This is a genomic window from Micromonospora sp. AMSO31t (assembly GCF_008868175.1).
Lineage (GTDB): Bacteria > Actinomycetota > Actinomycetes > Mycobacteriales > Micromonosporaceae > Micromonospora.
The window spans coordinates 1-25,263 of record NZ_WBKT01000045.1 but is presented as its reverse complement, the minus strand read 5'-3'; the positions used below and the strand labels follow the sequence as shown (position 1 = coordinate 25,263).

Genomic DNA, 25,263 nt, shown 5'->3' with positions numbered 1-25,263 from the left:
TTCCCCCGATACGCGTGGCGATGGAGGAACAACGATGGGTCAGCACCCCAAGGGCGATTTCGACCTGTCTCGGGCGGTCTGGCAGCGGGCCGAGGGCGACTCGTCCGAGAGTGCGGTCGAGGTGGCCTTCGTCGGCGACCTGATCGGGATGCGGAACTCGGCCGAGCCGGACGGGCCGGTGCTGGTTTTCACGCAGGACGAGTGGGACGCGTTCGTGGCGGGCGCCCAGGACGGCGAGTTCGACCTGGACTGAGCCGCCGCGCTCAGTCACCGTCACCCCAGCCGAGGCCGCCCGGGCCGGGCGCGTGGTGGAAACCCGGGTGGCCGGCCACGTCGGCGCAGCGCTCGCCGTCGGGGCCGGCCGCACCGCAGAACAGCCGCTCCGCGCGGTGCCAGGCGTCGGCCGGGGACAGCGCCGCCGCGCCGAGCGCCAGCTCGGGGCGGAGCAGGCCGAGCGCCTCGGCGTACGCGACGGCCAGCTCCCGCGCGGTGGTCTGGTCGGCCGCCTCGAAGCCGAGGTGCACCGTGAAGTGCCGGGGCGGCCGGGCCGCGGCACGCCGGGGTGGCCCGACCAGCGGCTCCTCCCGGTCGCCGCGCCGCAGCCCGGTCACCGCCCGCCGCTGCCGCCAGTGTGCCGCCCTGTTGTCCCGCATCCGTCCTCCCCGTCGCCGGTGGTCGCCCCGCCGGGCCGCCGGCGGGTGCGGGGCCGGCCGCCGCCGGCCCCGCATCGAAGACAACCAGCTTTTCCGCGTCCTGGGAGGGGCCAGCTTCCGCGGCCGCCGCCGACCGCGGGTCGTGGGCGCCGCGGATCCCGAGGTCACGAGGTTGCGGGCGAGGATTCGCCCGCCCCGGCACGGGTAGGTAGCGCAGCGACCGCGCAGGGTCGCCGAGCCGCGTCAGGAGCAGCCGATGAGCGCCATCCCCAGCGACCGCAGCCCGGAGAGCACGCTCGCGTTCCTCCGCGAGGGCTACCGGTTCGTCGGCGCGCGGTGCGACCGCCTCGGCACCGACATCGTCCAGACCCGGCTGCTGCTCGAACCGACGATCTGCCTGCGGGGCCGCCCGGCGGCGGAACTGTTCTACGACAACGAGCGCTTCGTCCGGCGCGGCGCCATGCCGATGCGCGCCCAGCGCACGCTGACCGGGGTGGGCGGCGTCCAGGGCCTCGACGGCGCCGCGCACCGGAGCCGCAAGGCCATGTTCATGTCGATCATGACACCGGCGGCGATCCGCCACCTCGGGCAGCTCTTCGACGACGAGTGGCGGGCCCGCATCCCGGCGTGGGCGGAGTCCGGGCCGGTGGTGCTCTACGACGAGGTGGGCCGGATGCTCACCCGGGCAGTCTGGGCGTGGGCCGGGGTGCCGCTGGCCGACGCCGACGTGCCCCGCCGCACCGCCGAGATGCACGCGATGATCGAGGGGCCGGCCGTGGTCGGTCCGGGGCACTGGCGGGGCCGGCTCGGCCGCCGCCGCGCCGAACGGTGGGCCGGCGAGGTGATCGAGCGGGTACGCGCCGGCGCGCTGCCCGCGCCGGAGGGCAGCGCGCTGCGGGTCGTCGCCGAGTACCGGGACGAGCGGGGAACCCTGCTGCCCCGCCGGATCGCGGCGGTGGAGCTGCTCAACGTGCTCCGCCCGACGGTCGCCGTGGACCGCTTCGTGGTCTTCTGTGCGCTGGCGCTGCACGACCACCCGCACTGGTGCGACCGGGTCCGCGGCGACGACGCGGCGGCCGAGCGCTTCGTGCAGGAGGTACGGCGCTACTACCCGTTCTTCCCGCTGGCCGCGGCCCGGGTCCGGCGCTCGTTCGAGTGGCAGGGGTACGACTTCCCGCAGGGCCGGCGGGTGCTGCTCGACCTCTACGGCACGAACCACCACCCGGAGCTGTGGCCGGAGCCGGAGCGGTTCCGGCCGGAGCGGTTCGACGGCTGGCGAGGTGACCCGTTCCGGCTGGTCCCGCAGGGCGGCGGCGACCACGACACCGGCCACCGCTGCGCCGGCGAGTGGATCACGATCGAGTTGATGAAGCGGGCGGTCGGCAACCTCACCGGGTCGATGAGCTACCGGGTGCCGCCGCAGGATCTGGCCCTCGACCTGGGCCGGATGCCCGCCCTGCCGCCCAGCGGCCTCGTCCTCGACGGGGTACGCCGCACCGCGTGATCAGCGCGGAAGGACCGTCACGACGCCACCACGAGCGCCTGCGGGGCGGCCTGCTTCATCCGGGTACGCAGCCACTTGAGCTGGATGGCGGTCTCCTGCTCGCAGGCCCGCACCACCCCGAGCAGGTCCTCGTCCCGGGCCCCGTACGCGGCCTGCCCGACCACGGTCCAGCAGATGTCGCACTCGGCGGCCATGAGGTAGAGGTCCTGGAGGTCGCGGAGCAGACCGATCGGCCCGGTCCGGGTGCCGGAGAACAGCTCGGAGTGCAGCCGGTCCGGCTCGGCCGGGGCCTCCTCGGCGTAGCGGCGGGCGAAGGGCGCCAGCTTCTCCGCGTGGGCACGGCACTGGTCGGCCAGCTTCTCGCAGGTGTGGAAGACGTCCGGCTCGTCGCCGTGCGCCTTCCCCACTTCGGTGAACGCGTCGCCGAGGCGTTCCTGGGCCTTGTGCAGCAGGCCGAGATAGTGGGCCAGGTGCATGTCACTCCCCCCTCGACGGCGCCTCGGCGGCCGGCCCGCCGACCGTGGCCGGGATTCCGGAGCCCTCCGGCGGGGCGGAGCCGCCCACCGTGGGGGCGGGCGAGGGGTGGCCGCCCGAGTCGGCCTCCTTCACCACCCGCACCGCCGCCACCTTGAAGATCGGCTGCTTGGAGACCGGGTCCCAGGCCGTGATGGTCAGCTCGTTGGCGGCCCGGTCGTGCCGCCCCTCCCCGGGGTGGGCGCCGTCGGCCGCGTCCCAGTAGCCGTAGTGGAAGGGGAGGAAGACCACGCCGGGGCGTACCCCGCAGATGCGGGCCCGGGCGCGGACGACGCCGCGCGGCGACTCGATCCGGACCAGATCCCCCTCGCCGACGCCGAGCCCCTCGGCGTCGGCCGGGTTGAGCTCCACCCACGACTCGGGGGCGGCGTGCACGAGCTGGGTGGCCCGGCCGGTCTTGGTCCTGGTGTGGAACTGGTAGACGGTCCGCCCGGTGGTGAGCAGCAGCGGGAAGTCCCCGCTCGGCACCTCCGGCGACGGCTGGTACGGCGTGGCGTGCAGGAACGCCCGCCCGGCGGGCCGCTTGGCCCGGTACTCCTCGGGCAGCAGCTCGGCCCCGGTGGCGAGATCGTGGCCGTACGACTCGCAGTAGTCCGGGTCGGTGTTGAACACCCCGTCGGTGTAGAGCCGCTCGGTGCCGTCCGGGTGCTCGTCGGTGCACGGCCACTGGATGCCGCCGGTGCGCAGCTTGTCGTAGGTGATCGCCGTGTAGTCGCAGGGCCGGCCGCGCGAGCACTCCTTCCACGCCTCGAACACCTCCTCCGGCCCGGTCCAGGTGATCAGCGGGTTCCCGTCGGAGTCGCGGAAGTCCATCCGGCGCGCGTAGTCGAGGAAGATGTCCAGGTCGGGCCGGGCCTCGCCGGGCGGCTCGACGGCCTTGTCGGAGATGTGCACGGTCCGGTCCACGCTGGTGAACGTGCCGGTCTTCTCGCCCCAGGTGGCGGCCGGCAGCACCACGTCGGCCAGCTCGGCGGTCTCGGTCAGGAAGAGGTCCTGCACCACCACGAACAGCTCCGGGTTCGCCAGGATCCGGCGGATCCGGGCCAGGTCGGGCAGGGACACCGCCGGGTTGGTGGCCGAGATCCACAGCAGCTTGATCGAGCCCTGCTCGGCGTACCGGAAGATCTGCATGGCGTGCGTCGGCGGCGCCCAGTGCGGGATCGTGTCGACCTCGACGTTCCACAGCCGGGCCAGCTCGGCGACGTGCTCCTCGTTGGCCCAGTTGCGCAGGCCGGGCAGGTCGCCGTCGGCGCCGCACTCGCGGTTGTTCTGTGCGGTGGGCTGGCCGTTCATCTGGTAGAGCCCGGCCCCGGGGCGGCCGATCATGCCCCGGATCAGGTGCAGGTTGTTCACCTGGCAGGACGCCGCGGTGGCCTGGTTGGACTGGTAGAAGCCCTGGAGGACGGTGGAGAGCAGCCGTTCCGACCGCCCGAGCAGCTCGGCGGCGCGCTCGATGTCCGCGGCCCGCAGGTCGCAGATCTCCGCGACCTTCGGGACCGGGTAGTCCTCCACCACCCGGCACAGCTTCTCGAAGCCGAGCGTGTGCTCCCGCACGTACGCCTCGTCGTACCAGCCGCGGTGGATCAGCTCGCGGAGCAGGCCGTTGAGCAGGGCCTGGTTGGTGCCGTTGCGCAGCGCCAGGTGCACGTCGGCCTCCCGTGCCACCGGGGTGGCGCGCGGGTCGACGGCGAGCATGGCCGGGGGGTTCGGCCCGCGCCGCCGGTCCAGCATCCGCATCCAGAGCACCGTCTGGGTCTCCGCGACGTTGTGCCCCCACAGCGCGATGGCGTCGCAGTGGTCCACGTCGGTGTACGACCCGGGCTGCCCGTCCGTGCCGAAGGACGCCTTGAGCGCCGCGGCGGCGGTGGCGGTGCAGAGCCGGGTGTTGCCGTCCATGTGCGGGGTGCCGATTCCGGCCTTGCCGATCACCCCGAGCGTGTAGTACTCCTCCAGGAAGAGCTGGCCGCTGGTGTAGAAGCCGAAGTGCCCCCAGCCGCCCGGGCCGTCCAGCAGCTCCTTCGAGCGGGCCACGATCCGGCCCATCGCGGTGTCCCAGTCGGTCTCGACCAGCCGGTCCCCCTCCCGGACCAGCGGGCGGCGCAGCCGGTCCGGGCTGTGGTTGGCCTGCCAGCCGTAGAGGTCCTTCGGGTCGACCCGCCCGTGGTTGATCCGGTCGCCGCTGCGGCCCCGCACGCCGACGATCCGGTCGTCGACCACGGCGATGTCCATGGCGTCGCCGTTGGAGTGCAGGATCGAGGCGCTGGGCACCCACCGCTGCACGTCAGCTTCGGTGCGCCCGTCGGCCAGGAAGGTGTCCACCCGCACCGGCCAGGAATCCCCCGGCCCGTACGGCGTGCGTGGCCCCCAGGGGTCGGCAATCCGGTCCACCACCGCTCATCCCTCCTTCGGCGCCGCCCACAGCGGCATCGGCCGGCCAGTCGCCCGGTTGAACAGCAGGTCGACCACGGTCACCAGCAGCACGGCGGCGAACGCGACCACGAGCTGGGTCGGGGTGTGCAGCAGCCCGAGGCTCACGATCAGTGTGGTCGCGCCCGCCGGTGGGTGCGCGGCCTTCACCAGGACCAGCACCGCGGCGGTAACGGCGAGGGAGCCGGCCGCCGCGACGATCCGCGCCCCGGACACCCCCTCCTGGAGCGCGGACGGCCGGTCGGCGAGGCCGGTGGCCACCAGGAACGCGTACCCGGCGAGCAGCGCCACCAGGTGCCCGATGACGGTGTTGCGGGGCGAGGACTCCGGCCTGCCGGGCTGCTCCACGTGCAGCATGATCGCCGGGCCGAGGCTGGGGAACAGCCAGGGCTGCCGGGTCAGCAGGGCGACCGCGCCGGCCACCACCACGGCGACCGCGCTGCCGGCGAAGGCCCGCGCGGCGGGCCGGGACGGCGTCTCCTCGATCTCGGCGGGCATGTGGGTTGCTGTACCCCGCCGCGGGATTTCGAATCGACGGGCGTCCCGGCCGTCGCGCGTCCGGTCAGGCCGGCTGCGGGTGCAGCACGGTCCGCAGGCAGCCCTCCTCCTTCTTCTGGAAGATCTCGTAGCCCCGGGCCCCCTCCTCCAGCGACATGGGGTGGGTGGCCAGGTAGCCCGGGTCGATCTCGCCGATCGCGATCCGGTCCAGCAGCATGGGGATGTAGCGCTGGGCGTGCATCTGCCCCATCCGCAGCACCAGGGCCTTGTTCATGGCCGCGCCGAGCGGGAACTTGTCCACCAGGCCGGCGTACACCCCGACGATGCTCACGGTGCCGCCCTTGCGGCACGCCATGATCGCCTGCCGGACCGAGGTCGGCCGGTCGGTCTGCAGCCGGGCGCTCTGCTTCGCCCGGTCGTACGCGTAGATCGGCCCGACGTCGTGCGACTCCATGCCGACGGCCTCGATGCAGGCGTCCGGCCCGCGCCCGGCGGTCAGCTCGCGCAGCGCCTCCAGCACGTCGGTCTCCGCGTAGTTGATCGTCTCGACGCCGAGCCGCTGGGTGGCGGTGGCCAGCCGCTCCGGCAGCCGGTCGATCACGATGACCCGCTCGGCGCCCAGGATCTGCGCGGAACGGGCGGCCATCTGACCCACCCCGCCGGCGCCCCAGACGGCGACCACCTCACCGCCCTTGAGACCGCAGAAGTCGGCCGCCATCCACCCGGTCGGCATGGCGTCGGAGGCGAACACCACCGAGTCGTCCGGCACCCCGTCGGGCACGGTGAACGCGCCGACGTCGCCGAACGGCACCCGAATGTATTCGGCGTGGCTGCCCGAGTAGCCGCCGGCCGCGTGCGAGTAGCCGAGGATGCCGGCCGGCGAGTGGCCCCAGAGCTTCTCGGTGAAGACCGGCTGCGGGTTGGAGTTGTCGCAGAGCGAGTACTGCTCGGTGCGGCAGTACCAGCAGCCGCCGCAGGCCACCACCGAGCCGACGACCACCCGGTCGCCGACCTTGATCCGCCGCACGTCGGGGCCGGTCTCCACCACCTCGCCCATGAACTCGTGGCCGAGGATGTCGCCCTCGCGCATCGCCGGCAGGTACCCGTTGATCAGATGCAGATCCGAGCCGCACACGCTGCTGGCCCGCACCTTGACGATGATGTCCCCGCCCGACCGGACGGCCGGCTCCGGCACGTCGCGCACGGCCAGCTTGCCGACGCCCTCCCAGCACAGCGCCCTCACGGCCGGCCTCCCGCCATCAGCTTCTCCCGCATCCGGTCGGTCGCCTGCTCCTGCTTCGGGCTGCGCCCCGACGGGTCGTGCCGGGTGTCCAGCACCTGACCGGTCTCGATGAGCGACTTGATCCGGCGCAGGGCGCTGCGCAGCGCGACGTCCGGGTCGTTCCCGCCGGTCAGGCCGAGCGCCCGGCGTACCGGGCCGGACCGCCAGCGCAGCTGGGCCCGGATCTCGGTGCCCCGGTCCTGCGGCGCCGGCGCCAGCTCGACCCGCCCCTCCTGGGCCACCGGCCCCTCGGTGACCCGCCAGCTCAGCCGGCCCGGGCCGACGACGGTGATCTCGGCCCGCCACTCGGTGCCGTCGCCGCCCGCGTCGGTCGCCACGCAGCGCCACCGGCTGTCGTCGAGCTGCTCCAGACTCACCCACTCGGCGAGCCCCCGGTCCAGCCGTTCCCGGTCGGTCCAGAAGCCGACCACCGCTTCCATCGGCCGGTCCACCGTGATTCCCCGGTGGACGACGTACCAGCCGTCCGCCCGGTCGGGTTGGCGTCGGCGCCGTCGCCGGGCCACCACCCGGCCGACCCCGAACGCGGTCACCGTGGCGGCGCCGGCCAGCGCCCACCTCGTCGCGTTGCTGCTCATCACGTCTCCTCCACCGGGGCGCCTCGGACCGCCCGCATCCCGGAGCGCTACCCGGCGCGCCGGCGTCGAAACGGCGAAACGGTTTGATCACCGAAATTTCGGGCACGCTGCCGTCCCCGCCGACCGAGAGGGGCGCGCCCGTGGCCCACGACCCCCGCCAGTCCGGCCGGCACCATCCGGCCGGTGGCATCCCGGAGGCGCTCACCCGCCTCGACCCCGGCGCGGCGTCCGCGCCGGACCGGCTCCGGATGGCGTACGTCCTCCCGCTGCGCCCCGACGGCGACAGCGGCGGCGCCGGCCTGACCGGTTACCTCCGCGAGCTGAGCCGGTGGGTGGACGTGATCGTGGTCGACGGGTCGCCGCCGGAACTGTTCGCCCGGCACGCCGCCGCGTGGCGGGGGCTGGTCCGGCACGTCCCGCCCGACCCCGCGCTGCGCGGGCGCAACCCCGCGGCGGTCGGCGTGCTGACCGGCGTCGCCCTGGCCCCCCACGAGCACGTGGTGATCGCCGGCGACGACGTCCGCTACGACCTCGCCGGGCTGCGCGCCGTGCACGGGCTGCTCGACCGGGTGGACCTGGTCCGGCCGCAGGACCACGTCGACCCCTTGCCCTGGCATGCCTGGCGGGGCACCGGCGGGACGCTGCTCCACCGGGCGTTCGGCGGCGACCGGCCGGGCACCCTCGCGGTGCGCCGGAGCACCTTCCTGGCGATGGGCGGCTACGACCCGGACGTGCCCGCCGAGAACCTGGAACTGGTCCGGACGGTCCGCGCGTACGGCGGCGCCACGGCGACCCCCGCCTGGCTGTACGTGCGGCGGCTCCCGTCGGCCGGCGCGCGCCGGCCGGCGTACGACGAGCTGGCCCGGCCCGGATGGCTGCTGGCCGCGCTGGCGGTGCTGCCGGCCGCGGCGGCCGCGCTCGCCGCCCGGCGGCCGGGACTGCTGCTGCGGGCCGGGGTGGCGACGGTGGCCGTGGCGGAGGTGGGCCGGCGACGGGCCGGCGGCGCCCGCGTCTTCCCGGCACACACGACGCTCGCGGCGCCGCTGTGGCTGCTGGAACGCGGGGTCGGCGCCTGGCTCGCCGTGGGCCGGCGGCTGCGCGGCGGCCGGCCCGCCCCGCACGCCCGTCAGGCGGCGCACTCCACCCGGGCGCTGCGCCGGCGGCTCGCCGAGCGCCGCCCCGACGACCTGGTGCTCTGGGTGGAAACCGGCGCCGCGCCGGCCCCAGCCCCGGCGGACCGGCTGCCGCGCTGAACCGGGGACCCCTCACGCGACAGCTCGCGGCCACCTCCCGGCGTGGTGCCGGGTGTGGCCGCGAGCTGCGGCGTACGGGTGTCGGCGGTCAGTACCGCACCTGGTCGCGGGACTGCTGTGCGGTGTCCTTGACGTCCTGCGCGGCGGACTTCGTGTCGTCCTTGACGGCGTGCACGGCGTCCTGCGCGGTGGACTTCACCGACTCGGTGGCCTGCTGCGCCGGCTCGCGCAGCTCCTCCTTCAGCTCCCCGGCGACCTCGGTGAGCTTCTCCTTCACGGCGCCGCTGTGCTCGGCGGCCTTCTCCTTGACCTGCGCGGCGACCTGCTGCTCGCGACGGGTGGCCGGGATCAGCGAGGACACCAGCATGCCGACGCCGAAGGCGATCACGCCGGCCGCGATCGAGTTGCCCTCGGACTTCTCCCGCAGCACCTGCGGGGCCCGGTGGGCGGCGTCGCCGACGGTCGAGGCGGCGGCGTGGGCCTTGTCGCCGACGGTCGACGCCGCCGACGAGGCGTGGTCACCGACCGAGTGGGCGGCGTGGCCGGTGCTGTGGCCGAGGTCGGATGCGGTTCCCATCACCTTGTCCTTCACGTTGGTCAGCGCGCTGCGGACGCGCTGCTTGCGGTCGTCGACGATCCGGCCCGGGCTGACCTTGTACGCCAGGGCGTCCACGTCCGAGCTGAGGTTGGTGCGAGTGGCTTCGATCTCCCGGCGGATCTGGTCGGGATCGGTGCTCATCGGGTGACTCCCTCCGGGTGCGGCTTGAGCGCGTCGGGGATGCGCTGCACGCTGTCGTTGGTCTGCTTGAGGCCGCGAATCCGCTCGGCGTTCTTCTTGGCCTTCGAGTAGAGGACCGCGGCGACCACGGCCCAGATCACGGCCACGATCAGCGCGGCCAGGCCCGAATCCATCACGTTGTCCAGGAACTGCCACACCGCGATGGAGACGAAGAGCGCCACCATGTAGCCGCCGAAGCCGGCGCCGCCGAAGAGGCCGGCGGCCTTGCCCGCCTTCTTCCCCTCCTGGCGGATCTCGGCCTTGGCCAGCTCGACCTCCTGGCGCATCAGCGTGGAGAGGTCGGTGGTGACCTGGCGCATCAGCTCACCGATGGAGCTGCCCCGGACCTCGTCCGCGGTGTGCGGCGCGCCCGCCGCGGTGTAACCCGAGTCCAGTCCGGACCCCTGCGTCGGCATGCTCATGCCGTCGCCTCCCTTCTGTCGCTCGGGCCGGTCACGGACGGTTGACGCCGCTCGACGGCACGCCCGGCAGCGGGTCGGTGCGGCTCGGCGGGGGCAGCGGCTGGCCGGTGCCACCCTCCGGGTCGGCCCAGGTGTTCGGGGCGCCGCCACCCGGGTAGGTCGCGCCCGGCGCGGAGTAGCCCGGGTCCGGCTCGGCGTACGTGCCGGGGGTCGGGTCGAGGTAGCCGCCCTGCGGCACCTGCTCCGGCACCGCCCGGGAGGTCGGGATGACCGCGGTCCGGTCCGGGTCGTACGACTGCTGGCCGTCGCCGTCGCCGACCGCCGCGATGTTCCGGGTCAGCCGACCGGCGACCACACCGAGCAGGGCGGCGCCCAGCAGGAAGGTGCCCGGGTTGCGGCGGGCGTAGTTCTTCACCTCGTGGAGCAGGTCGCCCGGCTCGCGCTGCTCCAGCCAGCCGGCCACGCCGTGCACCCGGTCGGCGGCCTGGTGGGCCAGCTCGGTGACCGGGCCCGCGCTGCCGCCGTTCTGCGCCATCGAGCGCATCTCCTCGGCCAGCGAACGCAGCCCGCTGGCCGCGCGCTGCTGCTGCTGGCTGGTCTGGGCGGTGACCTGGTTGCGGGCCTCGCCGTAGAGGTTGCGGGCCTGGCGCTTGGCCTCGCCCACGACCTCCTGGCCCTGCTCCTTGGCGGTCTGGGCGACCGCGCCGCCCGCGTTGGCGGCCTCGTTGCCGACCTGGCGGGCCTGGTCACGGACCCCACCGCCGTTGGTCGACTCGTAGGTGCCGGACGTGGATGAGAGATCGTAAGTCATGATGTCCCTTCCGCTCGGAATTCGTAGCGGGTGTGCTGGGGGGATCACGCCGGCGTTGCTGCCGGCGTGTCGGAATCCCTACCCCCGGTCGCCGGGCCCATGCCTGATTCGTCATTTCTCTGCGGAGCCGCCCCGCGCCGGTCACACAATGGAGGGTCTGCCCGCCCCGGGCGGCGGTGAGCTACGGAGGTGACGGCGATGGCACGTGACGTGCGCGGACGCGCCGCGGCCCGGTCCCGGCCGCCGATCCAGAAGGTCGCCCTCGCGGTGGCCGCCGTCTTCGTGCTGATCGGTGTGCTCGGCTTCGTCCCCGGCTTCACCACCCACTACGGGGACCTGAGGTTCGCCGGCCACCACTCGGAGGCCAAGCTCATCGGCCTGTTCCAGGTGTCGATCCTGCACAACCTGCTGCACCTGCTCTTCGGGCTGGTCGGCCTCGTGCTGGCCCGGCGGATCGCCGGGGCCCGGCTGTTCCTGGCCGGCGGCGGCGCCGCCTACCTGGGCCTCTGGCTGTACGGCTTCGCCATCGACCGGGAGACCGCGGCGAACTTCGTGCCGTTCAACGACGCCGACAACTGGCTGCACCTCTTCCTCGGCTTCGGCATGCTCGCGCTGGGGCTGCTGCTCAACAACGAGGTGGGCACCGGCGGGCGGCCGGACACTCCCATCGACCGGCCCTGACCAGCGCCGTCACCCGTTCGGGCGGCGTCGGCCGCGACGCGCCGGGCCGGCGTTTGCCCGCTCACCGGTTGGGGCACCAGGACCACCACGGGGAGTGACCCCGGCGGGACGAGGAGGTCCGGCGATGCCACGGTGGTTGCGGAACAACGCGCTCACGGTCGCCATGCTCGGCGCATTCCTGATCTTCCTGGTGTTGCAGAGCGTGTTCGGCTGGCAGGTGCACAACGAGGAGTTGGCCGAGTACGGGGCCGCGCCGCTGAGCTGGTGGGCGTACCTGGGCACCGGGCACTTCGCCGAGGCGGTCTTCGAGAACTGGGAGTCGGAGTTCCTCCAGATGGGCGGCTACGTGCTGCTCACCGCGTACCTCGTGCAGAAGGGCTCGGCCGAGTCGAAGCCGGAGGGCCAGACGGACCGGCCCGACGACGACCCTCGGCACGGGACCCCGGACTCGCCCTGGCCGGTGCGGGCCGGCGGGCTGCCGCTGGCGGTCTACCGGAACAGCCTCTCGATCGCGCTGTTCATGATCTTCGCGGGCTCGTTCCTCGGGCACCTGTTCGGCGGCGTGGCCGCCTACAACGAGGAGCAGGCGTTGCAGAGCGGGGCCGCCCCCATCGGCGCCTGGCAGTTCCTCGGCACCAGCGACTTCTGGTTCCAGTCGATGCAGAACTGGCAGAGCGAGTTCCTCGCCGTGGGCGCGCTGATCCTGCTCAGCATCGTGCTCCGGCAGCACGCCAGCCCCGAGTCCAAGCCGGTCACCGCGGCCCACGCCGAGACCGGCGCCTAGGGCCCGCCGTCAGGCGGCGACCGGCAGCCGTTTGGCGAAGCACACGCTGAACGGGTTGTCGACGTACTCGCCGTACACCGGAACGGGCCGGTAGCCGCAGGACCGGTAGAGGCCGATGGCGGCCGGCAGATAGCTCCCGGTCTCCAGGCACACGGTGGTGTGCCCCTGCCGGAAGGCCAACTCCTCCAGGGCCGCCAGCAACTGCCGGGCGATCCCCCGCCCCCGGTACGCCGGCCGGACGTACATCCGCTTCAGCTCGCCGGTGTCGGCGTCGAGGGCCTGGAGGCCGCCGCAGGCGACCGCCCGGCCGCCCTCGACCACCGCCAGGTAGCGGATGTCGTCGTGGGTGACCGTCGCCTGCCCGTCCAGGCCGCCGTCAGCCTCGCGCAGCTCCCGCTGCTGCGCGGCGACCAGGGCGGCGACCTCGGGATCCGTGGCGGGACGGGATTCGATCAGCATCCCGTCACGGTAGGTCGACCGGATTTCGCGGAGGTTTCCGGCCACCATCCCGAACGCGGACGGAACGGAACTACTCCCAGTCCTCGTCGTCGGCGTCGTCCTGCGGGGCGGCCGCCTCCAGCTCGTCCTCCGGGCGCACCCGGCGCGCCTTGCGGGCGGCCAGCCGCTCCGCGGCGGAGGCACGGGTCGTCTTGTCCTCCAGCCGCACGTCCGTGCCCCGGTTGCCCGGGACGAAGTCGACGCCGGCGTAGAGGGTGGGCTGCCAGTCGAACTCGCGCTCGCCGATCCGGACCAGGTCGCCCGCCTGGGCGCCGGCCTTGGCCAGCTTCTCCTCCACGCCGAGGCGGGCCAGCCGGTCGGCCAGGAAGCCCACGGCCTCGTCGTTGTCGAAGTTCGTCTGCTTGACCCAGCGCTCCGGGCGGCTGCCCCGCACCGTGAAGGAGCCGTCGTCCTCGGCCTCGATGGTGAAGCCGGCGTCGTCGACCGCCTTCGGCCGGATCACGATCCGGGTCGGCTCGGCCGGCGGCGCGGCACGGCGCGACTGGTCGACCAGCTCGGCCATCGCGTACGTCAGCTCCCGCAGCCCCTCCCGCGTGGCGGTGGAGACGTCGAACACCCGGAAGCCGCGGGCCTCCAGGTCGGGCCGGACGATGTCGGCGAGGTCCCGCCCGTCCGGCACGTCGATCTTGTTGAGGGCCACGAGGCGGGGCCGGTCGGCCAGGCCGCCGTACTGGGTCAGCTCGGACTCGATGGCGTCGATGTCGGCGAGCGGGTCCCGGCCCGGCTCCAGCGTCGCCGTGTCGACCACGTGCACCAGCACGGCGCAGCGCTCGACGTGGCGGAGGAACTCCAGGCCCAGCCCCCTGCCGGTGGCCGCGCCCGGGATCAGGCCCGGCACGTCGGCGACCGTGAAGGTGTGGTTGTCCACCCGGACGACGCCCAGGTTGGGCACGAGCGTGGTGAACGGGTAGTCGGCGATCTTCGGCTTCGCCGCGGAGATCACCGAGATCAGCGAGGACTTGCCCGCCGACGGGAAGCCCACCAGGCCGACGTCGGCGACGCTCTTCAGCTCCAGCACCACGTCGAGCCGGTCACCGGGCTCGCCCAGCTCGGCGAAGCCGGGGGCCTTGCGCCGGGCGTTCGCCAGCGAGGCGTTGCCCCGGCCGCCGCGGCCGCCCCGGGCCGCCTCGAAGGTGGTGCCCACGCCGACCAGGTCGGCCAGCACCTCGCCGTCGAGGGTCTGCACCACGGTGCCGTTCGGCACCTTGATGACCAGGTCGCGGCCGTTGGCCCCGTCCCGGTTCGAGCCCGCCCCGCCCTTGCCGTTCTCGGCCTTCATGTGCGGGCGGAAGTGGAAGTCGAGCAGCGTGGTCACCTGTGCGTCGACGACCAGCGAGACGCTGCCGCCGTGCCCGCCGTTGCCGCCGTCGGGGCCGCCGAAGGGCTTGAACTTCTCCCGGTGGATGGAGACACAGCCGTGCCCGCCGTCGCCGGCCTGCATGTGCAGGACGACCCGGTCAACGAACGTCGTCACGACGCCAATCCTTCCAGCGGGACACTGCCCCGCACCTGAAAAAGCGAAGCGGGCCGGGACACGAGGTCCACGGCCCGCAACGCCTGCGAATTACTGCTGCGGCACGATGCTGACGGTCTTGCGACCGCGCTTGGTGCCGAACTGGACCGAGCCGGCGGCCAGCGCGAACAGCGTGTCGTCGCCGCCACGGCCGACCAGGTCACCGGGGTGGAACTTGGTGCCACGCTGACGGATGAGGATCTCACCCGCGCTGACGACCTGACCACCGAAGCGCTTCACGCCGAGCCGCTGGGCCGCGGAATCGCGACCGTTACGCGAGCTGGACGCACCCTTTTTGTGAGCCATTGGAGGACGACCTACTTCCCGCTGGAGATGCCGGTCACCTTGACCTGGGTCAGCGGCTGGCGGTGACCCTGGCGCTTGTGGTAGCCGGTCTTGTTCTTGAACTTGTGGATCCGGATCTTCGGGCCCTTGGTGTGCGCGGCGATCTCGCCGGACACCGCGACCTTGGCGAGCTTCGTCGCGTCGGTCACCAGGTCGTCACCGTCGACGAGGAGCACCGCGGTGAGCTTCACCGCGTCGCCGGGGGCACCGGCGAGCTTCTCGACCTCGATCACGTCGCCCTCGGCGACCTTGTACTGCTTGCCGCCGGTCTTGACGATCGCGTACATCGGAGGCGGACTCCCTGTCGTTGAGGCTGCTGGCGTCTTTACCCACCGTTACCGGTCGGTCGTTCCCACGGCGTCTCGCCGGGAGCCGTGACACCGGCGGCGCGGGCACGCGGGAACTCGGCACACCAAAGTGCGCCGCAGGCAAGCGTACGCCATGACCGGCCCGCCGCCCAAACCGGGCCGCCCGTCAGGCCGGACAGAGCTCGTCGAGCCGCCCCTGGAGCCGATCGAACTCCGTCTCGTCGATCGCCTGCACGTCCGTGCCCAGCCCGCCGACCTCGGTGGCGAGGTCCGCCAACAGGGTGCGCAGCCGGGGGTCGGCGGCCTGCCCGGACTGCTCCCGAAGCGCGTCCCGCCAGCCCGCGAGGGCCGTCTCCGCGTCCCGTCGGGCGGCGTCCGCGGCCTTCCCGTCGCCGCGGCCGGTGGCGCGCAGCATCTCGGCCAGCTTGAACACGTACGTCTGCACGGCGGCGGAGCCGGCCTGCTTGGCGCGGGCGCACACGCCCGGGTCGCCGGTGACCGTCGGGGCAGGTGTGGCCGCCGTGGGCGGTGGAGCCGGTGAGGCGAAGCCCACCGCGAAGGGGTCCTCGCCCCGGTCGGCGCAGCCCGCGCCGGCCAGCAGAAGCCCGGTCAGCGCGGTGACCGCGAACACGCGACGCATGTCTCCTCCCTCCGGGGCCGGCCGTCCCGACCGGGGGTCGACGGACACGGCAGGGCCCCTGCCCGACTCTGTTGCCGGTGCAGGGGCCCTGTCAAACGCCGTACAGGTCAGCGGCTCACGGCCGGGTGCGCCGCCGCGCGCCGCCGCGCCGGGAGCGCCGGCGGGCGGTGCCGTTCTCGGCGCCCTCCTCGTCCCCGTCGCCGATGGCGTCCGGGTCGTCCGCGGCGGCCAGCCGGGCCGAGTCGCCCTGCTGGCTGTCCGCCACCGCCGGGGCGGCCGCCGTCTCCGTCTCGAACCGGGACAGGTCGTAGCCCTGGGTGTCGTAGTAGTCGTCGTCCGAGCTGTCGACCACCTCGGCGACGGCCTTCTCCGGCGCCGCCGGGGTGGGCTGCTCCGCGGCCTCCGCCGCGGGCTTCTCCGCGGCGGCCCGGCGACCCCGGCGTCGGCCCTTCTCCTCGGTGGCGGGGCTGGTGACGGCCGAGGCCACGGCCTTGACCTTCTCCCCCGCGCCACCGCGCGGCTTCTCCGGCACCGGCTCGGTGTGGATGATGACGCCCCGGCCCTTGCAGCACTCGCAGGTCTCGCTGAACGCCTCCAGCAGGCCCGCGCCGATCCGCTTGCGGGTCATCTGCACGAGGCCGAGCGAGGTGATCTCGGTGACCTGGTGCTTGGTGCGGTCCCGGCCGAGGCACTCGGTGAGCCGGCGCAGCACCAGCTCCCGGTTCGACTCCAGCACCATGTCGATGAAGTCGATCACCACGATGCCGCCGAGGTCGCGCAGCCGGAGCTGGCGCACGATCTCCTCGGCCGCCTCCAGGTTGTTCCGGGTGACCGTCTCCTCCAGGTTGCCCCCGGAGCCGGTGTACTTGCCGGTGTTGACGTCGATGACGGTCATCGCCTCGGTCCGGTCGATCACCAGCGAGCCGCCGGACGGGAGGAAGACCTTCCGGTCCAGCCCCTTGAGGATCTGCTCGTCGATCCGGTACTCGGCGAACACGTCCGTGGTGCCGGCGTGCCGGCGCAGCCGGGCCACCAGGTCCGGCGAGACGTGCGACAGGTAGGACTCGACCAGGTCGTACGCCGGCTCGCCCTCGATGACCAGCTCGCGGAAGTCCTCGTTGAACAGGTCCCGGACCACCCGGATGACCAGGTCGGGCTCCTCGTAGAGCAGCACCGGGGCGCCACCCTCGGCCGCCTTGGCCTGGATCTCCTCCCACTGCGCCTGGAGCCGCTTGACGTCCCGGGCCAGCTCGTCCTCGCTGGCGCCCTCGGCGGCCGTCCGCACGATCACCCCGGCGCCGTCCGGCACCAGCTTCTTGAGGATGTCCCGCAGCCGCTTGCGCTCGGTGTCCGGCAGCTTCCGGCTGATGCCGGAGGCGTTGCCGTTCGGCACGTAGACCAGGTGCCGGCCGGAGAGCGCGATGTGGCTGGTCAGCCGAGCGCCCTTGTGCCCGATCGGGTCCTTGGTGACCTGCACCAGCACCGAGTCGCCGGACCGGAGCGCCTGCTCGATCGAGCGGGCCCGGCCCTCCAGGCCGGTGGTGTCCCAGTTGACCTCGCCGGCGTAGAGCACGGCGTTGCGGCCGCGCCCGATGTCGACGAAGGCCGCCTCCATGCTGGGCAGGACGTTCTGCACCTTGCCGAGGTAGACGTTGCCGGCCATGGTGCCGGACGAGTTGCGGGTCACGTAGTGCTCGACCAGCACGCCGTCCTCGAGGACCGCGATCTGCGTCCGGTCGCCCCGCTGGCGGACGGCCATCACCCGGTCGACCGCCTCCCGGCGGGCCAGGAACTCCGACTCGCTGAGGATCGGCGGGCGGGTACGCCGCTGCTCGCGGCCGTCCCGGCGGCGCTGCCGCTTGGCCTCCAGCCGGGTCGAGCCCGAGACGCCCTGCACCTCGTCGACGGCCTTGCGCGGCTCGCGGATCTTGACGACGGTGGGCACGCCGTCCTCGGCGACGGTCTCCGCCTCACCCGCGCCCCGGCGGCGGCGCCGACGGCGACGACGGGTCATCCCCTCGCCCTCGGCCTCCTCCTCGTCCTCGATCTCCTCGGCCTCGGCCTCGGCGGACTCGGCCCGGACGGCCTCCTCGGCCTCCTCGTCCTCCGCCTCCTCGGCGCCCCGGCCGCGGCCCCGGCCCCGGCGGCCCCGACGACGGCGGCGCCGCAGGGCGGCCTCGTCCTCGTCCTCCTCCTCCGCCTCGGCGACCTCCTCGGCCTCGACGGTCGGCTCCTCCTCGACCTCGACCTCGACCTCGACCGGCTCGACCTCGCGACGACCCCGGCGGCGGCGCCGGCCGGTCTCCACCGGCTCCTCGGCCGGCTCCTCGGCGACCGGGTAGGTGACCCGGACGACCGGGGCCTCCTCGGGCTGCGGAGGCATGAACAGGACGGTCGGCGCGGAGAGTGCGGCGCGGCGCCTGCGGCTGGTCGGCGCGGGCTCCTCGGCCGGCTCCTCGGCGGGGCCCGGCACGGCGGCGCCGGGCGACACCTCGCCGGTCCGGTCCTCCGGACCGCCGGCGCGGGCCAGGACGGCCTCGTCGTCGCCCCGGTCGCCGGGGGTCGGCTCGTCCTCGGCGTCCTCCCCGACCGCGTCCTCGTCCTCCGGCCCGCCCTCGGCGGGCGCCGGGGGCTCAAGGGCGGCCGGGGGCTCGGTGTCAGGCTGCGGCTCGACCGCCGGCTCGGCCGTCTCGGCCGGCGCGCCGGTCGGCGCCTCGTCCGCGGCGGCGTCGACCGGCGGCGGGGTGGTCTTGCGGCGGCGGGTGCGGGTCACCTTGACCGGCGGCACCACCTCGTCGGAGGCGGCCTCCGCCCCGGCCGCGACCACCGGCTCCTCGGCCGCCTTGGCGGGGGTCGCCTTGCGCCGCCGCCGGGTCTTCGGCGCGGCCTCCAGGTCGCCGGCGACCGGGGCGAACACCTCGGCCTGCGGCGTCTCACCGGTCCCGGTCACCGGGGTGTGCGCCTCGACCGGCGCGTCGGTCTGCTCCGGCTGGTTCAGCGGGGCGGCCTTGCGACGGCTGGCCCGCTTGCGGGCCGGCGGCCTGACCTCGGCGGTGCTGTCGGTGCTGCTGGTGGCGGCTGCCTCGGCCGGCTCTGCGCCGGTCCGTTCGCCGCCCTCGGGCTCGTTCTCGAGCATGGACGTTCTCCAGTTCTGGCTGCCCCGGGCGCGGGTGAGCGCTGCCACGCAGGGTCGCCGCAAAAGGTGTTTCCGCCGGTCGCGCAGGTGCGCGGCCGCCGAAGTCTGCCTGCCAGAACGCTGACCGTCGGTCAGCGTTCTCCGATGGCTGCCCCGTCGCGATCCGCGTCCAACGGATCGACGATCTCGCCCTGCGCGGTCAACGTGCCCTGTGCCAGCCGGATCACCCTCGGGGAGACCGGCGGCTCCAGGTCGGCCACCACGCGGAGGCCGGAAAGGACGTCATCGGGTCGTACGGAGGGGGTGACCTGCCGCACGACCAGTTCGAGTATCGCACACGGTACGGCCGTCGCCCCGGAAGGCGTCTCGGACGGCCGCAGCGTATCGATGGCGATGACGGCAGCGCGGGCGTCGAAGGTGCGCCGCCCCTGCTTGGTCATCCGCTCGACCTGGATCTCCTCGGCGGCGGTGAACGCCGTCACGGCCCGCTCCAGCACGGCCGGGTCGACCTCGGGCAGTTCGATCCGCCACCGGGAGGCCTCGATCCGGTCGGCCAGGCTGCCGCCGGCGGCCTCCACCGCGTCCAGCACGTCGAGCCCGGGCGACAGGGCGGCGTCCAGGGCCGCCCGCAGCTGCCCCGGGTCGACCGGCTCGCGCAGGCCGATCTCCAGGTACTCCGCCTCGCTGGCCACGCCGGTCGGCGCCGCCGAGGCGTACGAGATCTTCGGGTGCGGAGTGAAACCCTGGGAGAAGGCGATCGGTACGCCGGCCCGGCGCAACGCGCGCTCGAAGGCCCGGGCGAAGTCCCGGTGCGAGGTGAACCGCAGCGGCCCACGCTTGGCGTACCGGATCCGGACCCGCTGGACGACCGGCGCCTGGCCGCCCTCGGGTTGAGGCTTTCTGGCGATCGTGAGCTCCTCGGCTGTGCCTGCGTGTCGGTTCCATCCTGGCGCAGCGGCCGGCGCGGCCCGCAGCCGGGGCGGCAGATGCGGCCGGACGAACCGGTCCGAACCGGTCAGCGGGGACGCCCGCCCGCCCGGAGAACGACGGTGGCCGGCCGGCGACACCCACAGGTCACCCGGCCGGCCACCGCAGGTTCAGGACCGGTTGCCGCCCGGCGGCGGGTACGTCCCCGGCGGCGGCGGGACGTGGCCGGGCGGCGGGGCGTAGGGGTTGGCGCCCGGCGGGGCCTGGCCACCCGGTGCGCCCGGCGGGGCGTGGTAACCGGCCGGGACCGGTGGGGTGCCGTAGCCACCCCCGGCCCCCTGGTCGAGCACGTGGTCCGGCACGGCGGCCGCCCGGGCCGCCTCCCGGCGGTAGCGGCGCCGGTTCCAGATGAGGAAGACCACCAGCGCCACGAGCACCAGGAGCACCACGGCGATGCCGATGCCGATGACCATGACCTGCTGGTCGGTGGGCCCGCCCCGGTCGCCGTACTCCGTCACGTCGAAGTCGTCGTCCTCGGCCGCCTGCGGCGGAGCCGAGCTGGCCGCGGCCCCGCCGAGGAGCGGGTTCGCCGAGACCGCCGGCACCGTGGCGGTGAGCGCCGCCACCGGGTCGATCCGGCCGAAGCCGTACTGCGGGTCGCGGCCGGGCGGGCCGGCGTCCCGGGCGGTGCGGATGATCCGGTTGATCACGTTGGGCGCGGAGAGATCCGGATACTTCGCGCGGATGAGCGCCGCGATGCCGGAGACGATCGCGGTGGCGTCGGAGGTGCCGTCACCCCAGCCGTAGCCGTGGTCCGGGCCGGCGTTGTAGATGCCGTCGGCGGGGGCGGCCACCACGGCCTCGCGCCCCTGGCTGGAGCCGGACCAGAAACGACCACCCCTCGTGGTGCCGGTCACCGCGATCACCCCGGGGACATTGGCCGGGCTGATCACCTCGGTGTGCCCCTTGGCGGTGTTGCCGGCAGCGCCCACCACGACCACGTCCCGCTCGAGGGCGTACCGGATCGCCGCCTCCTCGTCGTCGGACGCCACGCCCATGCTGCCGTAGGACAGGTTGACGACCTTGGCGCCGCCGTCGACGGCCATCCGGATGCCCTGGGCCGACGCCGCGTCGCTGCTCTCTCCCTTGCCCGGCTTCGTCTTGATCGGCAGGATCCGCACGCCCGGCGCGATGCCGGTCACCCCGTCCGAACCGGCGTTGCGCGCCGCGATGATGCCGGCCATGTGGGTGCCGTGGCCGTCCGCGTCGGAGCGCCCGTCGCCGGGGGCGCCGTAGCTGCGGCGCCCGGGGAGCACCTGGCCGGCCAGCTCCGGGTGGCTGGCGTCGACGCCGCTGTCCACCACGGCGACGGTCACCCCGCGCCCGGTGGAGAGCCGGTGCACCTGGTCGATGCGCAGCTCGTCCAGGTACCACTGTTCGGCCCGCCGCGGCGCGGCGGCCGCCGGTTGGGCGGCCCCCAGCACCATGAGCCCGGCCACCAGCCCGGCCGCGACCGACCGGAGCGCGCCCGCGTGCAACCTCATCCGTCCGTCCTCAGCGCAGGATGCCCGGGGACGCGGCGTCACCGCTGCCCCACGGATCGTCGTCCTCAGTCAACCACGACGAGTGCTCGCTGCCGGAGCCGCCGTGCCCGGCGCCGCCGTGCCCGCCGCCCATCATGCCGCCGCCCATCATGCCGGCGCCGCGCGCGCCACCCGCGCCCGCGCCCGCGCCGGCCGCGTTGCGCAGCGCGCTGGCCGCGCTGGTCATCGGGGGCACCTTGCCGTTGCCGCCACCGACCATGCCGGGGATGCCGCCCATGCCGATCCCGCCGGCCGCGCCGACACCGCCGCCACCGATGCCGCCGGCCGAGCCGAGGCCGGCGCCGCCACCGCCGAAGCCGCCACCGGCGCCGCCGAGCCCCGCGGAGTTGACGCCGCCGCCGAGCCCGCCGGTGCCGCCGCCGATGGTGCCCGGCCCGCCGGCGCCGGCCAGGCCGCTGCCGTAGTCGTGGTCACCGGTCCCCGGGTAGCCGGCGCCGGTGGACGGCGGGGTGACGGTGCCGGCGCCACCGCCACTGCCTCCGCCGCCGAAGTCGGGGCCGCCGGTGGTGGGCGGGGGCTTCAGGGATCCGCCGTCGAAGGAACCACCGCCGCCGCCACCACCGCCGCCGGTGCTGCCGAGGGAGGGCGCGCCGCCACCGAAGCCGCCGCCCGCGCCACCGCCACCGACGCCGCCACCACCGCCCGGCAGGCCGGACGGCGGCTTGCGGTCGTCGGGACGGTAGTCGTCGACGTCGGAGTTCGGAGTGGGCACGACCAGCTTGGGCCGCTCCGTCTCCACGGCGGCCGGCAGCGGCGACATCGCCGAGTTGGCCGCCTGCTGGTTGTCCCGGTACCAGTTGTCCAGGTGCGACTTGGTGTCCCACCAGCCGCCGCGCTTGTTGTCGCTGGCGTTGCCGTCGACCTTCATGGTCGCCTCGAGGTCGTCGGCCTTGTCGCGGAACGCGCCGTCGGCGTACGAGGCCGGGTTGCTCTGGTAGTCCTTGCGCAGCGCGGCCAGGAAGCCCGAGGCACTCTCGCCGTCGCGGGCGTCGTCGAGCTCGGTGCCGTTGGGCAGGCTCCACTCGTCCCAGCCGAAGTCGTCCATCAGCGGGATCGGGATGCTCGCGACCGACTTGCGGATGTCACCCTCGATCCGCGACAGCGCGCCGCTGACATTGCTCGCGTGGGTGATGAGATCCTCGATCTCCTTGCCGATCTCGCCCAGGTGCTCCCGGTACGCGTCGCCGCCGCTGCCCTTCCAGCCGCTGAGCAGGCCGGGCAGGCCGCCGCTGTGCGGGCGCTCCTTGCCGGGCGCGATCGGACCGACGAAGGACCGACCGACGAGCGAGTCCCGCAGGTAGCCCAGGCCGGTGGAGAGGTTGCTCCATCCCATCCCGACCGAGCCGACCGTCTCCGGATCCGCCGACAGCGTCACCTCGCGGACGCACCGCTCCCAGGTTCCTCCAGCCATGACCCTCTCCCCCTCAGGCCGTGTACGGGTAGGTGGGCTGCTCGCCCGTCGCCGGCGGCGGGGCGGCGGACTCCAGCAGCCGCTCGATCTCCTTGCCGTTGGCGGCGTTGCGGGCCTCGGTGTCGCGGAACGCCTTCGCGATGTCCTCGGTGCCCTGCTTCAGCGAGGCGAGCTTGGTGGAGAGCGACTTGAGGTGGGCCTCCATGTTCGCCGTCGACTTCGTCAGCGCCTGCCACTGCATGCGAGCGTCCTCGTACGCGCCGAACGGCGTGCCGTTGGGCACCGTCTGCGCGTTGTTGCTGTCGCCCTTCATCCGCTCCTTGATGCGTTCCATCTCGTAGCTGATGGTGTCGTCGACATACTGCTTGAGGCGCTCGACGTAGTCCGCCGCGGCGTCCAGGTCCTCGACGCTGACGTGCAGATCGCCGGTGTCCGGCGGCCTGATGTCACCCATGCTGCTGCCCTCCCCGCTGCCGGCCCCCGGCCGGTCCAATACGGACGCAGCGTATCGAGAGACAGCCAGTCGGGGCACCCCCACCCCGCGTCACGGGACATCGACGGGCGACGTGTCCCGGAATGTGACGGAGCGCGGAACCCCGAGGGATCCCGCGCTCCGGTGTGCGCCGGCGGTGCTACTGCTGGGCGCCGGCGGGCAGCTTCAGACCGTTGACCGGGGTCAACGGCAGCAGCTTCCGGCCGGTCGGGCCGATCTGGATCTCCGTGTCCATGGCCGGGCACACGCCGCAGTCGAAGCAGGGCGTCCACCGGCAGTCGTCCTGCTCGTACTCGGCGAGCGAGTCCTGCCAGTCCTGCCAGAGCCAGTCCTTGTCCAGGCCCGAGTCGAGGTGGTCCCAGGGCAGGACCTCCAGCTCGTCGCGCTCCCGGGTGGTGAACCAGTCCAGGTCCACCCCGAACGACGGCAGCACCTCGGCCGCCGCGTCCACCCAGCGCTGGTAGGAGAAGTGCTCGCTCCAACCGTCGAACCGGCCGCCGTTCTCCCAGACCCGGCGGATCACCGCGCCGACCCGGCGGTCGCCCCGGGACAGCAGGCCCTCGATCAGCGACGGCTCGCCGTCGTGGTAGCGGAAGCCGACGGCCCGGCCCAGCGAGCGGTCGCTGTTGATGGCCTGCTTGAGCAGCCGGAGCCGGCCGTCGATGACCTCGGGACGCTCCATGGCGGCCCACTGGAACGGGGTGTGCGGCTTCGGCACGAAGCCACCGATCGAGACGGTGCAGCGGATGTCCTTGGACCCGGTGGCCGCCCGGCCGGCCCGGATGACCTCGTGCGCCATGTCGGCGATCTCGAGGACGTCGGCGTCGGTCTCGGTCGGCAGGCCGCACATGAAGTAGAGCTTCACCTGCCGCCAGCCGTTGGTGTACGCGGTCACCACGGTGCGGATGAGGTCGTCCTTCGACACCATCTTGTTGATGACCTTACGGATCCGCTCCGACCCGCCCTCGGGGGCGAAGGTCAGGCCGGTCCGCCGGCCGTTGCGGGACAGCTCCTGCGCCAGGTCGATGTTGAAGGCGTCCACCCGCGTCGACGGCAGCGAGAGCGAGACGTTGGTGCCCGCGTACTGCTCGGCGAGCCCGGAGCACATGTCGCCGATCTCCGAGTGGTCGGCCGACGACAGCGACAGCAGGCCCACCTCGTGGAAGCCGGAGAACTCCAGCCCCTGCTGCACCATCTGGCCGACCGTGGTGATCGAGCGCTCCCGCACCGGGCGGGTGATCATGCCCGCCTGGCAGAACCGGCAGCCGCGGGTGCAGCCGCGGAAGATCTCCACCGCGTACCGCTCGTGGACCGTCTCGGCCAGCGGCACGAGCGGCTTCTTCGGGTACGGCCAGGCGTCCAGGTCCATGGTCGTGCGCTTGTGCACCCGGAACGGCACGTCGGGACGGTTCGGCACGACCCGCTGGATCCGGCCGTCGGGCAGGTAGTCCACGTCGTAGAAGCGCGGCACGTAGATGCTCTCGGTGCGGGCCAGCCGCAGCAGCAGCTCGTCCCGGCCACCCGGGCAGCCCTCGGCCTTCCAGTCCCGGACGATCGCGGTGATCTCCAGCACCGCCTCCTCGCCGTCGCCGAGCACCGCGGCGTCGACGAAGTCGGCGATCGGCTCCGGGTTGAACGCGGCGTGGCCACCGGCCACGATCACCGGGTCGGCCTCGGTGCGGTCGGCGGCGAGCATCGGGATGCCGGCCAGGTCGATCGCGGTGAGCAGGTTGGTGTAGCCCAGCTCGGTGGCGAAGGAGACCCCGAACACGTCGAAGTCGCGCACCGCGCGGTGGGCGTCGACGGTGAACTGCGGCACGCCGTGGGCGCGCATCAGCTTCTCCAGGTCCGGCCAGACCGCGTACGTCCGCTCGGCGAGCACGTCGGGCAGCTCGTTGAGCACCTCGTAGAGGATCTGGACGCCCTGGTTGGGCAGGCCCACCTCGTACGCGTCGGGGTACATCAGCGCCCACCGGACGGTCGCCGCGTCCCAGTCCTTGACCACCGCGCCCAGCTCGCCACCCACGTACTGGATGGGCTTGGTCACCTGGGGCAGCAGCGGCTCCAACCGCGGCCACACGGAATTGGCCGCGGTCGGGCGCGGCGTCGTCGACGGGGCACTCATGATGCCCAAGGGTACGCGG

Annotated in this window: 25 protein-coding genes; 5 read left to right on the top strand and 20 right to left on the bottom strand. The window is 73.9% G+C overall.

The genetic code is table 11. From position 1 onward, the window contains the following. Positions 1–34 precede the first annotated feature (34 nt). A complete protein-coding gene (locus F8274_RS13100; protein WP_151462574.1) occupies positions 35–253 on the top strand; it encodes a DUF397 domain-containing protein in 219 nt (72 codons plus the stop codon). 10 nt (positions 254–263) lie between these two features. Here F8274_RS13100 and F8274_RS13095 read toward each other — a convergent pair whose 3' ends face one another. After that, on the bottom strand, positions 264–653 hold the full coding sequence (locus F8274_RS13095) for a hypothetical protein (RefSeq protein WP_151462573.1): 390 nt from the start codon (positions 651–653) through the stop codon (positions 264–266). Between the two features lie 256 nt (positions 654–909). Here F8274_RS13095 and F8274_RS13090 point away from each other — a divergent pair, with 256 nt between their 5' ends. Next, positions 910–2,157: a cytochrome P450 gene (locus tag F8274_RS13090; protein WP_151462572.1), complete on the top strand. Its 1,248-nt coding sequence runs from the start codon at positions 910–912 to the stop codon at positions 2,155–2,157. 17 nt (positions 2,158–2,174) lie between these two features. Here F8274_RS13090 and F8274_RS13085 read toward each other — a convergent pair whose 3' ends face one another. The 5 genes from F8274_RS13085 to F8274_RS13065 all read right to left on the bottom strand — a co-directional run bounded on the left by F8274_RS13085 (position 2,175) and on the right by F8274_RS13065 (position 7,494). Further along, positions 2,175–2,633, bottom strand: a complete 459-nt coding sequence (locus tag F8274_RS13085) for a hypothetical protein (RefSeq protein ID WP_151462571.1) — start codon at positions 2,631–2,633, stop codon at positions 2,175–2,177. A 1-nt stretch (position 2,634) separates the two neighbouring features. After that, complete coding sequence (locus F8274_RS13080; RefSeq protein WP_151462570.1) at positions 2,635–5,082, bottom strand: molybdopterin oxidoreductase family protein; 2,448 nt, start codon at positions 5,080–5,082, stop codon at positions 2,635–2,637. A gap of 3 nt (positions 5,083–5,085) precedes the next feature. After that, complete coding sequence (locus F8274_RS13075) at positions 5,086–5,616, bottom strand: HPP family protein (RefSeq protein ID WP_151462569.1); 531 nt, start codon at positions 5,614–5,616, stop codon at positions 5,086–5,088. A 64-nt stretch (positions 5,617–5,680) separates the two neighbouring features. After that, on the bottom strand, positions 5,681–6,859 hold the full coding sequence (locus F8274_RS13070) for a zinc-dependent alcohol dehydrogenase (RefSeq protein ID WP_151462568.1): 1,179 nt from the start codon (positions 6,857–6,859) through the stop codon (positions 5,681–5,683). Beyond that, a complete protein-coding gene (locus F8274_RS13065; protein ID WP_151462567.1) occupies positions 6,856–7,494 on the bottom strand; it encodes a cyclase in 639 nt (212 codons plus the stop codon). The genes F8274_RS13070 and F8274_RS13065 overlap by 4 nt, the downstream gene beginning before the upstream one ends. A 140-nt stretch (positions 7,495–7,634) precedes the next feature. Here F8274_RS13065 and F8274_RS13060 point away from each other — a divergent pair, with 140 nt between their 5' ends. Next, complete coding sequence (locus tag F8274_RS13060) at positions 7,635–8,747, top strand: glycosyltransferase family 2 protein (protein WP_225853761.1); 1,113 nt, start codon at positions 7,635–7,637, stop codon at positions 8,745–8,747. A gap of 88 nt (positions 8,748–8,835) precedes the next feature. Here the strand turns inward: F8274_RS13060 and F8274_RS13055 are convergent, their stop codons facing one another. From F8274_RS13055 to F8274_RS13045, 3 genes are read right to left on the bottom strand one after another with little or no spacing between them, the layout of a single operon-like run. Continuing rightward, positions 8,836–9,486 (bottom strand): DUF3618 domain-containing protein, encoded by a 651-nt coding sequence (locus tag F8274_RS13055; protein ID WP_151462566.1) that lies wholly within the window; start codon positions 9,484–9,486, stop codon positions 8,836–8,838. Continuing rightward, on the bottom strand, positions 9,483–9,947 hold the full coding sequence (locus F8274_RS13050) for a phage holin family protein (protein WP_151462565.1): 465 nt from the start codon (positions 9,945–9,947) through the stop codon (positions 9,483–9,485). Before F8274_RS13050 ends, F8274_RS13055 begins: the two co-directional genes overlap by 4 nt. Before the next feature lie 31 nt (positions 9,948–9,978). Further along, entirely contained in the window at positions 9,979–10,758 is a 780-nt protein-coding gene (locus F8274_RS13045; protein ID WP_151462564.1) for a hypothetical protein, read from the bottom strand. 198 nt (positions 10,759–10,956) lie between these two features. Between F8274_RS13045 and F8274_RS13040 the strand changes: the two genes are divergently transcribed. Both F8274_RS13040 and F8274_RS13035 read left to right on the top strand, forming a co-directional pair. Further along, a complete protein-coding gene (locus F8274_RS13040) occupies positions 10,957–11,439 on the top strand; it encodes a DUF4383 domain-containing protein (protein ID WP_151462563.1) in 483 nt (160 codons plus the stop codon). 124 nt (positions 11,440–11,563) lie between these two features. Continuing rightward, the gene (locus F8274_RS13035; RefSeq protein WP_151462562.1) at positions 11,564–12,223 is read left to right on the top strand and encodes a DUF6766 family protein; all 660 of its coding nucleotides are present in this window, start codon (positions 11,564–11,566) and stop codon (positions 12,221–12,223) included. A gap of 9 nt (positions 12,224–12,232) precedes the next feature. Here the strand turns inward: F8274_RS13035 and F8274_RS13030 are convergent, their stop codons facing one another. The 11 genes from F8274_RS13030 to F8274_RS12980 all read right to left on the bottom strand — a co-directional run bounded on the left by F8274_RS13030 (position 12,233) and on the right by F8274_RS12980 (position 25,244). Further along, entirely contained in the window at positions 12,233–12,682 is a 450-nt protein-coding gene (locus F8274_RS13030) for a GNAT family N-acetyltransferase (protein WP_151462561.1), read from the bottom strand. Between the two features lie 70 nt (positions 12,683–12,752). Beyond that, positions 12,753–14,216 carry a GTPase ObgE gene (gene obgE / locus F8274_RS13025; RefSeq protein ID WP_151462560.1) on the bottom strand — a complete coding sequence of 488 codons (1,464 nt, stop codon included), beginning with the start codon at positions 14,214–14,216 and terminating at the stop codon, positions 12,753–12,755. A 90-nt stretch (positions 14,217–14,306) separates the two neighbouring features. Further along, a complete protein-coding gene (rpmA, locus tag F8274_RS13020; protein ID WP_013288010.1) occupies positions 14,307–14,561 on the bottom strand; it encodes a 50S ribosomal protein L27 in 255 nt (84 codons plus the stop codon). A gap of 11 nt (positions 14,562–14,572) precedes the next feature. After that, the gene (gene rplU / locus F8274_RS13015; protein ID WP_151462559.1) at positions 14,573–14,887 is read right to left on the bottom strand and encodes a 50S ribosomal protein L21; all 315 of its coding nucleotides are present in this window, start codon (positions 14,885–14,887) and stop codon (positions 14,573–14,575) included. Positions 14,888–15,074: 187 nt separating this feature from the next. Next, a complete protein-coding gene (locus F8274_RS13010; RefSeq protein ID WP_151462558.1) occupies positions 15,075–15,548 on the bottom strand; it encodes a hypothetical protein in 474 nt (157 codons plus the stop codon). A 115-nt stretch (positions 15,549–15,663) separates the two neighbouring features. Then, positions 15,664–18,684 (bottom strand): Rne/Rng family ribonuclease, encoded by a 3,021-nt coding sequence (locus F8274_RS13005; protein WP_151462557.1) that lies wholly within the window; start codon positions 18,682–18,684, stop codon positions 15,664–15,666. Between the two features lie 131 nt (positions 18,685–18,815). Beyond that, on the bottom strand, positions 18,816–19,535 hold the full coding sequence (locus F8274_RS13000) for a TIGR03936 family radical SAM-associated protein (RefSeq protein ID WP_151462585.1): 720 nt from the start codon (positions 19,533–19,535) through the stop codon (positions 18,816–18,818). A 246-nt stretch (positions 19,536–19,781) separates the two neighbouring features. Then, positions 19,782–21,155: a type VII secretion-associated serine protease mycosin gene (gene mycP, locus F8274_RS12995; protein ID WP_151462556.1), complete on the bottom strand. Its 1,374-nt coding sequence runs from the start codon at positions 21,153–21,155 to the stop codon at positions 19,782–19,784. Positions 21,156–21,165: 10 nt separating this feature from the next. Continuing rightward, a complete protein-coding gene (locus F8274_RS12990) occupies positions 21,166–22,626 on the bottom strand; it encodes a hypothetical protein (RefSeq protein ID WP_151462555.1) in 1,461 nt (486 codons plus the stop codon). 13 nt (positions 22,627–22,639) lie between these two features. After that, entirely contained in the window at positions 22,640–23,080 is a 441-nt protein-coding gene (locus tag F8274_RS12985) for a hypothetical protein (RefSeq protein ID WP_151462554.1), read from the bottom strand. A 178-nt stretch (positions 23,081–23,258) separates the two neighbouring features. After that, a complete protein-coding gene (locus F8274_RS12980; RefSeq protein ID WP_151462553.1) occupies positions 23,259–25,244 on the bottom strand; it encodes a TIGR03960 family B12-binding radical SAM protein in 1,986 nt (661 codons plus the stop codon). Positions 25,245–25,263: the final 19 nt, after the last annotated feature.

What these genes read in the sequence shown, in the direction of transcription:
- F8274_RS13100 (WP_151462574.1), top strand. Translation starts at nt 35, where the DNA reads ATGGGTCAGCACCCCAAGGGCGATTTCGACCTGTCTCGGGCGGTCTGG.
- F8274_RS13095 (WP_151462573.1), bottom strand. Translation starts at nt 653, where the DNA reads ATGCGGGACAACAGGGCGGCACACTGGCGGCAGCGGCGGGCGGTGACC.
- F8274_RS13090 (WP_151462572.1), top strand. Translation starts at nt 910, where the DNA reads ATGAGCGCCATCCCCAGCGACCGCAGCCCGGAGAGCACGCTCGCGTTC.
- F8274_RS13085 (WP_151462571.1), bottom strand. Translation starts at nt 2,633, where the DNA reads ATGCACCTGGCCCACTATCTCGGCCTGCTGCACAAGGCCCAGGAACGC.
- F8274_RS13075 (WP_151462569.1), bottom strand. Translation starts at nt 5,616, where the DNA reads ATGCCCGCCGAGATCGAGGAGACGCCGTCCCGGCCCGCCGCGCGGGCC.
- F8274_RS13065 (WP_151462567.1), bottom strand. Translation starts at nt 7,494, where the DNA reads ATGAGCAGCAACGCGACGAGGTGGGCGCTGGCCGGCGCCGCCACGGTG.
- F8274_RS13055 (WP_151462566.1), bottom strand. Translation starts at nt 9,486, where the DNA reads ATGAGCACCGATCCCGACCAGATCCGCCGGGAGATCGAAGCCACTCGC.
- F8274_RS13050 (WP_151462565.1), bottom strand. Translation starts at nt 9,947, where the DNA reads ATGAGCATGCCGACGCAGGGGTCCGGACTGGACTCGGGTTACACCGCG.
- F8274_RS13045 (WP_151462564.1), bottom strand. Translation starts at nt 10,758, where the DNA reads ATGACTTACGATCTCTCATCCACGTCCGGCACCTACGAGTCGACCAAC.
- F8274_RS13040 (WP_151462563.1), top strand. Translation starts at nt 10,957, where the DNA reads ATGGCACGTGACGTGCGCGGACGCGCCGCGGCCCGGTCCCGGCCGCCG.
- F8274_RS13035 (WP_151462562.1), top strand. Translation starts at nt 11,564, where the DNA reads ATGCCACGGTGGTTGCGGAACAACGCGCTCACGGTCGCCATGCTCGGC.
- F8274_RS13030 (WP_151462561.1), bottom strand. Translation starts at nt 12,682, where the DNA reads ATGCTGATCGAATCCCGTCCCGCCACGGATCCCGAGGTCGCCGCCCTG.
- rpmA (WP_013288010.1), bottom strand. Translation starts at nt 14,561, where the DNA reads ATGGCTCACAAAAAGGGTGCGTCCAGCTCGCGTAACGGTCGCGATTCC.
- rplU (WP_151462559.1), bottom strand. Translation starts at nt 14,887, where the DNA reads ATGTACGCGATCGTCAAGACCGGCGGCAAGCAGTACAAGGTCGCCGAG.
- F8274_RS13010 (WP_151462558.1), bottom strand. Translation starts at nt 15,548, where the DNA reads ATGCGTCGCGTGTTCGCGGTCACCGCGCTGACCGGGCTTCTGCTGGCC.
- F8274_RS13005 (WP_151462557.1), bottom strand. Translation starts at nt 18,684, where the DNA reads ATGCTCGAGAACGAGCCCGAGGGCGGCGAACGGACCGGCGCAGAGCCG.
- mycP (WP_151462556.1), bottom strand. Translation starts at nt 21,155, where the DNA reads ATGAGGTTGCACGCGGGCGCGCTCCGGTCGGTCGCGGCCGGGCTGGTG.
- F8274_RS12990 (WP_151462555.1), bottom strand. Translation starts at nt 22,626, where the DNA reads ATGGCTGGAGGAACCTGGGAGCGGTGCGTCCGCGAGGTGACGCTGTCG.
- F8274_RS12985 (WP_151462554.1), bottom strand. Translation starts at nt 23,080, where the DNA reads ATGGGTGACATCAGGCCGCCGGACACCGGCGATCTGCACGTCAGCGTC.
- F8274_RS12980 (WP_151462553.1), bottom strand. Translation starts at nt 25,244, where the DNA reads ATGAGTGCCCCGTCGACGACGCCGCGCCCGACCGCGGCCAATTCCGTG.